Source organism: Psychrobacter sp. KFRI-CH2-11 (assembly GCF_038239325.1).
GTDB classification, from domain to species: Bacteria; Pseudomonadota; Gammaproteobacteria; order Pseudomonadales; family Moraxellaceae; genus Psychrobacter; species Psychrobacter celer.
Genome location: NZ_CP151283.1, coordinates 545,543 through 557,981 on the forward strand (window position 1 = coordinate 545,543; position 12,439 = coordinate 557,981).

At 48.6% G+C, this 12,439-nt stretch carries 10 protein-coding genes; 7 read left to right on the forward strand and 3 right to left on the reverse strand.

Annotated features, from left to right (window positions below; genetic code table 11):
* The first annotated feature begins 10 nt into the window (after positions 1-10).
* A complete protein-coding gene (gene argE / locus AADH33_RS02315) occupies positions 11-1,246 on the forward strand; it encodes an acetylornithine deacetylase (protein WP_348549429.1) in 1,236 nt (411 codons plus the stop codon).
* Positions 1,247-1,740: 494 nt separating this feature from the next.
* Positions 1,741-2,478 carry a LysE family translocator gene (locus AADH33_RS02320; RefSeq protein WP_348549430.1) on the forward strand — a complete coding sequence of 246 codons (738 nt, stop codon included), beginning with the start codon at positions 1,741-1,743 and terminating at the stop codon, positions 2,476-2,478.
* Between the two features lie 125 nt (positions 2,479-2,603).
* Here AADH33_RS02320 and miaB read toward each other — a convergent pair whose 3' ends face one another.
* The gene (gene miaB / locus AADH33_RS02325) at positions 2,604-4,097 is read right to left on the reverse strand and encodes a tRNA (N6-isopentenyl adenosine(37)-C2)-methylthiotransferase MiaB (RefSeq protein ID WP_348549431.1); all 1,494 of its coding nucleotides are present in this window, start codon (positions 4,095-4,097) and stop codon (positions 2,604-2,606) included.
* 346 nt (positions 4,098-4,443) lie between these two features.
* Between miaB and AADH33_RS02330 the strand changes: the two genes are divergently transcribed.
* The 4 genes from AADH33_RS02330 (at position 4,444) to AADH33_RS02345 (ending at position 9,585) form a co-directional block, all read left to right on the forward strand.
* Positions 4,444-6,561, forward strand: coding sequence for a lytic transglycosylase domain-containing protein (locus tag AADH33_RS02330; protein WP_348549432.1), 2,118 nt, complete (start codon positions 4,444-4,446; stop codon positions 6,559-6,561).
* A gap of 534 nt (positions 6,562-7,095) precedes the next feature.
* On the forward strand, positions 7,096-7,725 hold the full coding sequence (locus AADH33_RS02335) for a hypothetical protein (RefSeq protein WP_075100738.1): 630 nt from the start codon (positions 7,096-7,098) through the stop codon (positions 7,723-7,725).
* Positions 7,726-8,133: 408 nt separating this feature from the next.
* A complete protein-coding gene (locus tag AADH33_RS02340; protein ID WP_172953122.1) occupies positions 8,134-9,123 on the forward strand; it encodes a malate dehydrogenase in 990 nt (329 codons plus the stop codon).
* Positions 9,124-9,345: 222 nt separating this feature from the next.
* Positions 9,346-9,585 (forward strand): DUF2789 domain-containing protein, encoded by a 240-nt coding sequence (locus tag AADH33_RS02345; RefSeq protein WP_348549433.1) that lies wholly within the window; start codon positions 9,346-9,348, stop codon positions 9,583-9,585.
* A gap of 126 nt (positions 9,586-9,711) precedes the next feature.
* Here the strand turns inward: AADH33_RS02345 and ribF are convergent, their stop codons facing one another.
* The gene (gene ribF, locus AADH33_RS02350; RefSeq protein ID WP_348549434.1) at positions 9,712-10,752 is read right to left on the reverse strand and encodes a riboflavin biosynthesis protein RibF; all 1,041 of its coding nucleotides are present in this window, start codon (positions 10,750-10,752) and stop codon (positions 9,712-9,714) included.
* Between the two features lie 121 nt (positions 10,753-10,873).
* On the opposite strand from ribF, the gene AADH33_RS02355 reads away from it, so the two are divergent.
* Positions 10,874-11,701 (forward strand): GNAT family N-acetyltransferase, encoded by an 828-nt coding sequence (locus AADH33_RS02355; protein ID WP_348549435.1) that lies wholly within the window; start codon positions 10,874-10,876, stop codon positions 11,699-11,701.
* Between the two features lie 110 nt (positions 11,702-11,811).
* Here AADH33_RS02355 and AADH33_RS02360 read toward each other — a convergent pair whose 3' ends face one another.
* A complete protein-coding gene (locus AADH33_RS02360) occupies positions 11,812-12,360 on the reverse strand; it encodes a hypothetical protein (RefSeq protein WP_348549436.1) in 549 nt (182 codons plus the stop codon).
* Positions 12,361-12,439: the final 79 nt, after the last annotated feature.

Genomic DNA, 12,439 nt, shown 5'->3' on the forward strand with positions numbered 1-12,439 from the left:
AGGATGTTTTATGACTTTACACAGTGATGATCAGCTCAAAGACGACTCGTACGCCACTGGCTATCCTACGGATAGTATCGACTGGCTTAGGCGTTTGATTGGTTTTGATACCGTCAGTCGCCACTCAAATCTAGCGTTGATTGAGGATGTGCAAGGGTACTGTGAGCAGTTGGGTTTGACCGTAGATCTGACCTTTAATGACGCCAAAGATAAGGCCAATCTGTTTGTCACAGTACCTGCTGGGGCAAACGCTGATGAGGTGAACCATGGTCTGGTGCTGTCTGGTCATACCGATGTGGTGCCAGTGGAGGGGCAGGACTGGACGACAGCACCGTTTACTGCGACCATTCGCGGCGATAAGCTCTATGGCCGCGGTGCCTGCGACATGAAAGGCTTTATTGCTTGCGCGCTGACGCTATTACCGCAAGCAGTAAAGTTGTCTAACGCCGGTCAATTGCGCCGGCCGTTGCATTTGGCATTGTCGTTTGATGAAGAGGTTGGCTGCTTGGGTGCGCCATTGCTGCTGGCAGATCTCAAGGCGCGCGGTATCACGCCTGATTATTGTATCGTCGGCGAGCCGACCAACATGACGATGGTTGTCGCGCATAAAGGCGTCGCGGTTTATCGTTGCCGTGTACATGGTCAGTCGGCGCATTCGTCATTGACCGCGCAAGGTGTCAACGCCATCAGCTATGCCAGCCGTTTGATTGGTTATGTCGATGAGCTGGCAGACGAGATCAGCGGCCGTGATGACAATGATGAGTTGTTTGATGTGCCGTACTCGACGTTGTCTGTCGGCACTATACAAGGCGGCACTGCGACCAATATCGTGCCCAATCTGTGTGAGTTTACCTTTGATTATCGTAACCTGCCGCACATGACACAAGACGATATCTTGGTACCGATCAAAGCCAAGGTCGCAGAGCTGAGCGCGCAGATGCAAGCGCGTGCTGCTGATACCGGCATTGAGCTGCTACAGATGGAGGCTGTGCCTGCGATGACTGACAACGACAGTGCCGAGCTACAAGCGCTGATAGCGGCGCTCACCGATGATGACAGCCGTCACAAAGTGGCTTATGCCACAGAGGGCGGACAGTTTACTAATAGCGGTATTCCGACGATTATCTGCGGTCCTGGTAGTATCGAGCAGGCGCATAAGGCTGATGAGTTTGTCGCGCTCAGTGAGATGGCGCGCTGTGATGCGTTTTTGCAAAAGTTATTAGCAAGTGCTACATCGCAGTCGTGAGTTTAGGGCGTGTTGAACATTCAAATATTAGGACTGCTGATAGATAAAATCGCACCAAACTAGGCGTAAACCGACGATAATGTCGAGGCCTTAGCTAGGTTTACAACACCGTTTGGGGTGATTTTAGCATCAGCCCTTCGGGGCGGGGCTCTTTTTTGCCAATACATGGCGAAATTGTCTATCCTAGAATGACTAGGCTTCGAAAGTTTCACTGCGTATTGGCAAAAAATAGCCGCCGCCAGTGCCACATTTGAATGTTCAACACGCCCTAATATAGTCAATTTGATATAAAAACAAAACGACACAACGTTTCATTGGCTCTCATTGACAGCCACGTATCTGATGTATTTGGATTCGCCTATAGCGAGTCTGACGCATAAAATCGCTTGTTTTTTATATAAGTAGGCATAAAATACACCGTCCTTGTGGTGGTGTTTCCGTGTCTTCGTTTTAGGTATATTCAGTTATTTTTATAAAAAAGTAGGGGTTGGCTGATGTCTTGGCATCTGTTTGCGATGTTTTTTGCAAGTACGTTTTTTATCTCGGCAACCCCTGGTCCTAATATGCTGCTGGCGTTTCAGTATGGGATGAACTATGGGGTAAAGCGCACGCTATGGACGCTGGCGGGTCTGAGCCTTGGGCTGTTTTTATTGCTACTCTCGACGCTACTGGGGCTCGATGTGATTAGTCGTCAGTCGCCGTGGCTGCTGACCCTGATTAAGACTGTCGGTGCCGCTTATTTGATCTATTTGGGTATAAGCTCTTGGCGTGATGCAAGTGCAGGAAGTTTGATGAATGATGCGCGCGAGATGAGCGAAGAGGTGGCGGCCGATTATCCAGAGAGCTTGCCGTCCTTAGCCGCGCACGACACGCCTCGGCCGCGTTCGCTCTCTAGCGCCGCGGTAAAGGCCTCGCCCAGCAACATGACGCTATTTCGTACTGGGGTATGGGTATCGTTGTCCAACCCCAAAGCCATTTTGTTTTTTGCCGCCTTTTTCCCCAAGTTTATCGATTTTAGTGCGCCATTATGGCCGCAGTATCTTATGCTGACTTGCGGGCTGTTTTTGAGTGAGACGATTTGGCAGATGGTCTATACGCTTGGTGGCAAAAAGCTGGCCAGCTGGCTAGATGTTGGCAGTCGCTTGGCATGGCTCAACCGTGGCTGCGGGGTGATATTTATCCTTATTGCAGCGGCACTATTGGCTGAGGTATTGAATGGATTTATGGTTTAACCTTGCCAAGGTTGAATGTTCGACACGCCCTAGCCACTGCTAAAAAAGCCGCTCCCTACCTCAGTAGAGAGCGGCTTTTTGATGAGCGTTTAAGAAGCAGAAGGCTGATATCTACGCAGGCAACATTACGCCAATACCTCGACCAGCTCACCCTTGACCATGTGCGGGCTGACAAAGTCGGTCACGCGTACGCTGACGATTTTACCGAGTAACTCGTTCATTTGTGCCTCATTATAAGGGAACATCACCGTGCGGGTGTTATCCGCGGTACCAATCAAGCAATCAGGGTGACGGTCGGCCACTTGCTCAACCAAGACACGCGTCGTGGTGCCGACCATCTCATGGGTCTTGGCTAGCGTTGACTCAACAATGACTTTCTGAAACTCTGCCAAGCGCGCTTTTTTGGTGGCAAAGCTCACATTGTCGGGCAGCTCAGCGGCGGGTGTGCCCGGACGCTTAGAGTAAATAAAGCTGTACGAGTGATCAAAGTTCAACGCTTTTGCCAGGTTCAATGTATCTTGAAAATCTTCATCGGTCTCACCAGGGAACCCAATGATAAAGTCGCTCGATAAGTGAATGTCTGGGCGAATGGCTTTTAACTTATTGATCTGATTGATATAGACATCGATAGTGTGGTTGCGTTTCATCGCCGCAAGGATATTATTTGAGCCGCTTTGTACCGGCAGGTGTAAGTGCGAAACCAGCTCTGGCAGCTTGGCATAGGCATCGATGATATCGTCAGTAAACTCCAGCGGGTGGCTGGTGGTATAGCGAATACGCTCGATACCATCGACGTGCGAGACATAGTGCAGCAATTCTGCAAAACGGCAAATACTGCCGTCGTCTTTTTCGCCGCGATAGCCATTGACGTTTTGACCAAGTAGGTTTATCTCACGAATGCCTTGCTCGGCAAGACTGTCAATCTCGGCCAAGACGTCATCGAGCGGGCGCGAGAGCTCTTCACCGCGAGTATAAGGCACCACACAAAACGAGCAATACTTCGAGCAGCCTTCCATGATAGAGACAAATGCTTTGTAGCCCTCGACACGCGGCTCCGGCAAAAAGTCAAACTTCTCGATACTCGGAAATGACACATCAATGGTGCCAATACGGTTTTTGGGTGCGATATTACGCTGCTCATTTGATTGGTCATACAGCTCTGGCAGACGGTGCAAGGTTTGTGGGCCAAACACCATGTCGACATAGGGCGCGCGCTTTTGGATATTATCGCCTTCTTGTGAGGCCACGCAGCCACCGACACCGATGACAAGGTCAGGACGTTTTTCTTTCAGTTTGCGCCAGCGGCCCAGCTCTGAAAATACTTTTTCTTGCGCTTTTTCGCGGATAGAACAAGTATTCATCAGCAGGACGTCTGCTTCATCGATGTTGTGCGTGACCTCCATGCCGTGTGAATCACCGAGCACATCGAGCATCTTGCCAGAATCATAGACGTTCATCTGACAGCCTTGCGTGGTAACAAAGACTTTTTTGGTCGGGGCTTGATCGGCAGATATGCTGGCAGAACTTGAGTCTTTGAGTGCCGCAACGGTAGGCGCGCTCGCCGTTGTTGGGGTAACATTAGCGTCATCGAGGCGGGGATTAAATACAGTAACACTCATAAGGATAAGTCCATGATTGACTAAAATATAGCAGGGTAGCCGATTAACAGGTGGCGTATTTTATCACAACCCTGTGCCAATGTGAAAAATTAGCAAGGGTCATTAAGCGGCGATAGGGTGGGTTATTTCTAACAGTATCAATTATTTACTGCGACTAATCACCACTTTGCAAAATAACACCACTTACTATCACTTTTATGTTACACCGTACTGTCGTATTTATTAATAAAAGGTAAAGGTGATGGTTGAAAGTGCAACGGGTATAGTATGATAAGTGGCATACGACTAGCGGTACGTGATAAACCGCTGTTTACCTATTGATAAAGACATAATAAAGAGAGTCAGTATGACAAAGTTGCGTGCCGCTCATAGCATCAAGGATAGAGCCTCTGTTCGCCGAGAATACCGCCCATCGCGGTTGACCACCAGTACGCTGCGGCTTGGCGTCTTCATGGCGACAGCCCTTGGTGCGCTTGGTCTATCACAAGTTGCTTGTGCGGAGCTGACGTGGGGCGAGGATGACCGCTTTGAGCAAAAACCCAGTTATCAACAAGACAATAGCATTGACTCGTTTATGGCGGCGGCGATAGCAGCCGATCGGGGAGATGTCAGCGCACTGTATAATTACGAACAGTTGATGAGTGGTGGGTTGTTTGCGATGTACCCGACTTATTGGCGCATGAACTTGGATTTGGGCTCACAAAGCTCGGCGGCGGTGGCGCAGTTTGTCCGTCAGTATCCTAATACGGTCATGGCCGAAAAGCTGGTGGCGGACTTTGCTGAGACCAAAGCGGCAGCCAATGACTATGCCGCTGTACGGCAAGTGGCCAATCTGATAACCAATGCTGATAGCTCTGAGCGCTGTGCGGTGGCGCTTGGTTTTAATAATGGCGGTGATACCATGCGTGCCATGGCGGCCAAGTCTGATGTATGGCTGACCACCAAAAAGCAGCCTGCACTGTGTGATCAGCTGGCGATGGAGATGAACAATAACGCCTTGATTAGCAACCAAGATCGCGCCGCGCGCCTCAAGCGTATGCTACGTAAAGGCAAGACGGGCGATATCATGGCTTTGTCATCGCGATTAGGGACGCCCATTGCTTATGCGGCGTTGAGTGAGATTCAGCTCAACCCATCGGCGTTTTTTACGCGTTTTGGTCGTGAGCCTGCCAGCCAAACCAATCAATACTTGTACTTATATGCATTGGGCCGCGTCGCCGATAAGTCTTATCGTGAAGCAGCGCTACAGTTGGACTTTGATATCAAACAAGACAATCAGCGCGCGACACGCTTGCTCAATGACGAAACCCGCCGCTACGCCTATCGTATCCTTGGGGTACAGCGTATGAATCATAATACCGATGATGGGTTTAATGCTGAGGCGGTGGACTGGTTTCGCAATAGCTTAGATGATGACTTTAACTTTGAAGAAGCCGAAGACTATGCCATGGCCGCGATTCGCTTTAGCCGCTGGGATGATGTAGTCGAAGCCATCTCAAAGATGGATGGCGAAACCCAAAAAAGCAATCAGTGGCAATATTGGCTGGCACGCGCTTATGAGCAATCAAGTGATGCAGGTAAACGCGGCCTAGCAAAAAGAATGTATCAAAATATCGCCAAGAGTAATGATTACTATGGCCTGCTAGCAAAAGATAAAGTCGGTCAGCGTTTTGATGCCAGCCGTTTGGGCGGCAATAACTTGCCAACTGTCAGCGCCGCAGAGCGCGCCCGCGTCATGCAAAACCCACACTTTGCTCGTGCATTTGCACTATACAACTCTGACGCGAGTCGGGGCTATGCCAACCGCGAGTGGAACTGGGCTGTCAAGCAGGCCCGAGACAATCGTGATGACAGCCTCATCATTGCTGCCGCTCAGCAAGCCTATGACATGGGCTGGCTGGATCGGGCTATTTATGCGATTGATAATACCGATAGCGTAAACAGTCTGGCGCTATCGCATCCGATGCCGCACCAGAGCGCAGTGGTACGCTATAGCCAGTCGGCAGGCATCGATCCTGCGTGGGCTTATGGTATCATGCGTCAAGAGAGCCGTTTTGTGACGTCGGCACGCTCAAACGTTGGTGCAAGCGGCTTGATGCAAATCATGCCAGGTACAGCAAAGTATATCGCTCGTCATTTGGGCGAGAGCTATAGCGCCAGCCGTGCCAACAGCGGCGATACCAATATCCGCTATGGCACATGGTATATGGGTGATATCTTAGGCAAGCTCAACTACCAGCCAGTGCTGGCCACCGCAGGCTATAATGCTGGACCCAACAACGCCAAACGCTGGCAGCCTGTGTATGGCTCACTTGCGGCCGACCAGTATGTGGAGTCGATAGCTTTTCCTGAGACTCGTAACTATGTCAAGCATGTGATGGAAAACGCGACGGTATATAGCAGTTTGCTTGGCCGCAGTCAGCCGATCTCGCAGCGTATGGGCACCGTACCAGCAGCGTTTTAATACTTTTATCCTTTAATAGCCATCAATGCCTCGTCTTTGATGGTTTGCCTTTGGTGGCTTATTTTAGGACAGATGTAGCGACAACATGGCCATTGCTCGTGGCGCTGCCGCTTTGGCACAGACCTGACTTTGTCAGGGAGTCGCATATATGGCGGTGTTACAGCTGCCGCCTTGCTCCGATGTTTACGTTTCTGCTATAGATTAAAAAAAACGGTTTGCTACCATGATTTTATTGTGTTGTGGTTATTGGCCTGTTGTTTAGCGCCAAAGTTTTGTGTTTATCAATTGGTAAGCACTCATATTTTTGTTACCTTTATGCTTAGTAAGCCTTGCGATGTCCGATATCGACGTCTTTGTGCAGCCCTAAGTGATAGTTCATGTTTTGTCATTGCTAGATGTTTCCAGCCTCCTATGATCAAAAAATATTTTACCCTGTCTGTATTATCAAAAGCGAGGCATCCCTCATCATCACAGATGAAAATGCACTTGTTTTATAAGTCGGCGTCCAAGTTTAGCCCATCTGGCCGAGCCATTATGGCGTCATCTAGTATAGGCGCGCTGATCATGTTGCAAGGCGTGATGTTGTTACCCGCGCACGCTGCTAGCACCGTCAAGACAGGACAGCGGGTGTTGATGATTGAGATGACCCCTGCGCTATGTAGCATACAGCCGACACGCGCGCGCATGCGTCAATGCCTAGAAGGCTACTCTTTGACGGTGTCGGGGCTAGATATGGGCTATGGTGAGCGCTGCGGCGTGGGCAGTGAGCCGCGTCTGACACCGTTACAGCTAAAAGTCGTCAATCGTATCATGCCTGATACCACGGTTCGTAGTCAGGCATGGCAGCGTTACGGCGCTTGTAGCCCTCTGAGTGCGGCCAGTTACTTTCGTCAAATCACCAACTACGCCGGTGCGCTAAAACTCCCAAACGAGCTTAATACGGGTAACAGCTACACTGTCTCTAAAGCGCGATTTATCAGTCAAATGACGCGCTTAAATAGCGGTATGTCCGCCAGTGGTATTGATCTGATCTGTCAGGCTGGCAATCGTCGTCAGTCGATTTTGACCGACATCCATGTCTGTTATGATGGCAGTGATTTTGGTAAGTGCTATCAAGTGGTAAATAATTGCGGTAGCAAGTTTATCATCTCAGGCGGTAAGTAGGTGTTGCCGTAATCCAACATGGACACTGGCCGCTGTACTATTCGGGTATGAGCGCTGTTTTTTTGCAGGCTGTGTTGCCACGCTCTCTTTTTGGTGATTGTTTAAGGCCGTGTTTTAGTCTTTACTCGCTGTCTTTTATCTTGTTTCTACCTTGTTTTTACCCGTTTTTTTAAGCGCTGGTCGCCTCAGTGTTTTTGTGACCCCGTCGATTATTTTGTATAAAATGTAACAATATAATCTGTGACAATCCGCGGCAAGCCTCTGATTGTCTCTAGACGATTTACCAAACGAAGTGCTACACTAGCTCTCGGTTTAGCGCTGCCTTTGTGCAGCAAACAAGTCGATGTCTAAAAAGATAATCATCTATTACAATCATGAATGATCTAACCATCAATTAGGGAGTATTCAATGTCAATGAAACAGCCTTTACGTGTTGCCGTCACTGGTGCCGCTGGTAATATCAGCTACGCGATGCTATTTCGTATTGCATCTGGCGAGATGCTAGGTAAAGATCAGCCAGTTATTTTGCAATTGCTTGAAATCACACCAGCGCTTGACGCCCTAAAGGGTGTGGTCATGGAACTAGAAGACTGCGCATTCCCATTGTTGGCAGGTATCGTTCAAACTGATGATGCAAATGTGGCATTCAAAGATGCTGACTACGCGTTACTCGTCGGTGCCCGTCCACGTGGCCCAGGTATGGAGCGTAAGGACTTACTAGAAGCCAACGCTGCGATTTTCTCAGCACAAGGCAAAGCATTGAACGAAGTGGCTAGCCGTGATGTAAAAGTATTGGTCGTCGGCAACCCTGCCAACACCAACGCGCTAATCGCCCAGCGTAATGCACCGGATCTTGACCCACGTAACTTCACCGCCATGACTCGCCTAGATCATAACCGTGCGATGGCACAGCTGGCCGAAAAAACTGACAGCACTGTCAATGACATCAAAAACATGACCATCTGGGGCAACCATTCATCGACCCAGTATCCAGACCTAACGGCTGCGACTGTCAATGGCAAACCAGCGCTAGAATTGGTTGATCGTGATTGGTACGAAAACACGTACATCCCAGAGGTACAGCAGCGCGGCGCGGCTATCATTAAAGCTCGTGGCGCCTCGTCTGCAGCTTCCGCTGCCAACGCTGCTATCGCTCATATGCGCACGTGGGCGCTCGGTACTGACGAGAACGATTGGGTCTCTATGGGTGTTTACTCAAATGGCGAATACGGTATCGCTGAAGGCCTTATCTACTCATTCCCATGCACATGCGCTAACGGCGACTGGTCTATCGTAGACGGCGTTGACGTGTCATCAGAATTCTCAAAAGAGAAAATGGCTGCCACTGAGCAAGAGCTGAGCGAAGAGCGTGATGCGGTAGCACACCTACTACCGTAAGCCATGACTTTGCTAAAAGTATGGTAGACAGCCATATAGAAAAGGCCCTCTTAAGATAGAGGGCCTTTTTTGTGCGTTGACATTTATTGAGACCCTTATCAATACAATTGATAACGTTAGATAAACGTGGATTAACAGCGAACAAAAAAAAGCTTGCTACAATAAATGGGTTCGTTGCAATAATAAGTACAATTAAACCTGCACCACTTAAGGAGAGACAGTATGCTAGGTGAACCTGAATATAATATGAATGAGTTATTTGCTCAGTTAGGACTCGATAACTCTGATGAGGCGATTAATCAGTTTATCGAAAAAAACAAATTGGCCAAAGATGAAAAACTGGTAGATTCTGATATCTGGACGGACAATCAGCGTATGTTTTTGCAAGAGGAGTGGAAAAAAGACGCCGCTTGGGTAGAGACGATTGATGAATTAAATGTCCGTATGCATCCAGATGCCTAAAAGCTGATATAAAAAACCCAATATAGAAATATTAGAAAAGCATAAAAAACCCACAGTACGATATCGACTGTGGGTTTTTTTGTCTGAACGTCTGAGCTTCACACCTATCACATCTGAATATACTGCTTAATCAGGCTGCTGCGCGCGCCAAGCAATCAGCTCTTTGACATCATTATGGATACCTGTTTTTAGGGCGTCTAAGCTCTCATAATGGCGCTCGCCATGCAAATAGTGCAAGAAGCGCACTTGTAGCGTCAGGCCATATAAGTCAGCTTGTAGGTTAGGGAAATGTACCTCTAAGCGCCAGTCGTGGGCTTTGTCGACAGAGGGGCGGGTGCCGATGCTGGCCGTGCCAAACAAACTGTGCGGACGCAAACCTGTTATGCCCATATTGTCATCATTAGCCAATTTTGTTAAACCATCTGCGATTATCTCGCCTCTGTCATCCAAGCTGACCACATCGACGGCAAAGATACCATGCAGCGCAGGCTTTAAGCGCTTAAGCTCGATATTGGCGGTGGGAAAGTCCAGAGTACGGCCGATTTTATCCCCACTGATGACCTCGCCTGTCATTGTATAATCGCGGCCAAGCAAGGCGTTGGCCGACGCAATATCTCCTGCCAATAACAAATCACGCACACGGGTTGAGCTGATACGTGCTGCTTTGCCGCCATCATCGACGACGGTATGCAGATTGGTCACGTCTAAGCCGTAGCTGCGCAAAAACGCACTATCGCCCGTCCGATCATGGCCAAATTTAAAATCATCTCCTAGCACCAACGCTTTGACGTTTAGGCGTAGTGCCAGTAAATCCGCGAATGCCTGCGCCGATAGCGAGCGAAACTCATTGTCAAATCCTGCGACAATGAGTGTCTCTACGCCGTACTCTGCAAGTAGTGCTTGCTTTTCTGCCAAGTTGGTGAGGCGAGCAGGGGCGCTTGCTGGCGCAAAAAACTCACGTGGCTGCGGCTCAAATATCATGACAGCAGCGTCAAGCCCCCGCGCATCAGCGATATCGCGTACTTGGGCGAGCATCGCTTGATGGCCTAAATGCACACCATCAAAGTTACCGATAGTGAGCACACAAGGCGCTAGCGCTACTGGGTGAGTATGGGCAGGCAGGGCGCTTGGTGTGGCAATCAGTTGCTCAAGAAAATAGGTGTTCATAAATGTCAGCTATGATAAATAAGACCAAATAAAGAAGGAAAAAACACGCCCAGATAAAACATTGAGGTGTCTAAAACCAGCCATTATAAAGTAAAATAGCCATACTAACATCTTATGGTCTATGGATAATACCAGTATCAAACGAACCAGTATCAAACGATTTGTGTCAGCGATGGCTGCATCGCAAAAAACGTGTTTGCTGATCTGCGCTATCGCAGCTTTACTGTCTGTTGATGAAGGTCTAGATGGTGAGTATTATTTTCCCAAATACCCTGTGTCGCTTTTTAGCTCTGGACATTCTATGACTGCTACTTCTTTACCTGCTTTGGCCCCGTCTTACCATCTCAATGATGTATGGTCGGTACAGCATGCTAGAGCAGAGGATTTGCCCGAGGTTGTGGCGATTTACAATCAAAGTATCGTTGGCAAACAAGCCACAGCGCAGCTGACACCCGTGACCTGTGAAGAGCGTGCCGCGTGGTTTGCCGAGCACATAAACAGTCCGACGCGGCCTATTTATGTCGTTAGAGCTAGGGCTCAATCGAGGGAGCAAGCGAGCGAGGATACAGCTCAAACAGTGCAAGCGGCGCAAACCAGTCAAAAAACAGAACCAATCGTGGCGTGGGGCAGCTTTAGCGACTTATATGCGCGTATGGCTTATCATATCAGCACAGAGATTAGTATCTATCTGCATCAAGACTATCAAGCAAAGGGTTTAGGCAGCTTGCTGACACGCTGGATGCTGACGCAAGCACCAAGCCTTGGTATTCATAATGTCGTCGCGCTAATCTTTGCGCACAATCAGCCAAGCTTAGGACTGTTTGGTAAGCTTGGCTTTGAGCAGTGGGGCTACATGCCAAAAGTATGCGATATGCAGGGGTTTGTCGCTGATGTGGTGATGCTCGGTAAAGCGGTGACGTCAGATGACATCTCAGATAAAACGTCTTAAATGCGTTGGTTTGGCATCTTTTGACCGAAGATGTTTATCATTTAAGCGGCCTTTATATAAAGAATATTCATCTACAGGACATTTATCAAAAACACCTTAACTAAACCATCTTAACCTAAAATTTTCCACTGACCATCTATCTTTTGCAGCTCATAAGTCAGCGGCGCAGGCTCACTTTGGCCTTTTAGCATCAGCTCGCCTGTGATGGTGGCACGCGTTTTATCATCACTATACTTGGTATCCGTAATGGTGACGCCATCGACTGTTTGTTGAAACGCTGACTGCGTGTTGGCCAGCTCTTCTTCAAAGTTTGCCATATTCACTTCATAATATGAGGAGGATTTTTTGGCATCACCATAATATAAGCTATCTAGCGCTTTTTTTACCGTATCTTCTGGCGTGCCTGCTTCGGTTGGATTAGTCACCAAGCTTTTTTGCTTGGCAGAGGCGGTGACAGGATTGACATTATCACTATCGACTGTCTCTACTGCAGTCGTTAGGTCATCCTCAGAGGTTTTGGCAACAGCTGCGTTATCTTCAATAGCCGCGGTATCTTTATTATCATTATTGCCACAACCACTCACAAGTAAGCCGGTGCTTAGAACGCTAGCAGTGAGTAAGGTCGGTAAGCGTAGTAAGGTGGATTGTTTCGTTGTCATATTGACCCTTAAAATTTATGTATTCGTTAAACGTCAATTATCACAACTATCAGCTTCACGCACTATCATTTCTCATATA

Excerpts from the sequence above, each read along its gene's own strand:
- argE (WP_348549429.1), top strand. The coding sequence starts at position 11 with ATGACTTTACACAGTGATGATCAGCTCAAAGACGACTCGTACGCCACT.
- AADH33_RS02320 (WP_348549430.1), top strand. The coding sequence starts at position 1,741 with ATGTCTTGGCATCTGTTTGCGATGTTTTTTGCAAGTACGTTTTTTATC.
- miaB (WP_348549431.1), bottom strand. The coding sequence starts at position 4,097 with ATGAGTGTTACTGTATTTAATCCCCGCCTCGATGACGCTAATGTTACC.
- AADH33_RS02330 (WP_348549432.1), top strand. The coding sequence starts at position 4,444 with ATGACAAAGTTGCGTGCCGCTCATAGCATCAAGGATAGAGCCTCTGTT.
- AADH33_RS02335 (WP_075100738.1), top strand. The coding sequence starts at position 7,096 with ATGGCGTCATCTAGTATAGGCGCGCTGATCATGTTGCAAGGCGTGATG.
- AADH33_RS02340 (WP_172953122.1), top strand. The coding sequence starts at position 8,134 with ATGTCAATGAAACAGCCTTTACGTGTTGCCGTCACTGGTGCCGCTGGT.
- AADH33_RS02345 (WP_348549433.1), top strand. The coding sequence starts at position 9,346 with ATGCTAGGTGAACCTGAATATAATATGAATGAGTTATTTGCTCAGTTA.
- ribF (WP_348549434.1), bottom strand. The coding sequence starts at position 10,752 with ATGAACACCTATTTTCTTGAGCAACTGATTGCCACACCAAGCGCCCTG.
- AADH33_RS02355 (WP_348549435.1), top strand. The coding sequence starts at position 10,874 with ATGGATAATACCAGTATCAAACGAACCAGTATCAAACGATTTGTGTCA.
- AADH33_RS02360 (WP_348549436.1), bottom strand. The coding sequence starts at position 12,360 with ATGACAACGAAACAATCCACCTTACTACGCTTACCGACCTTACTCACT.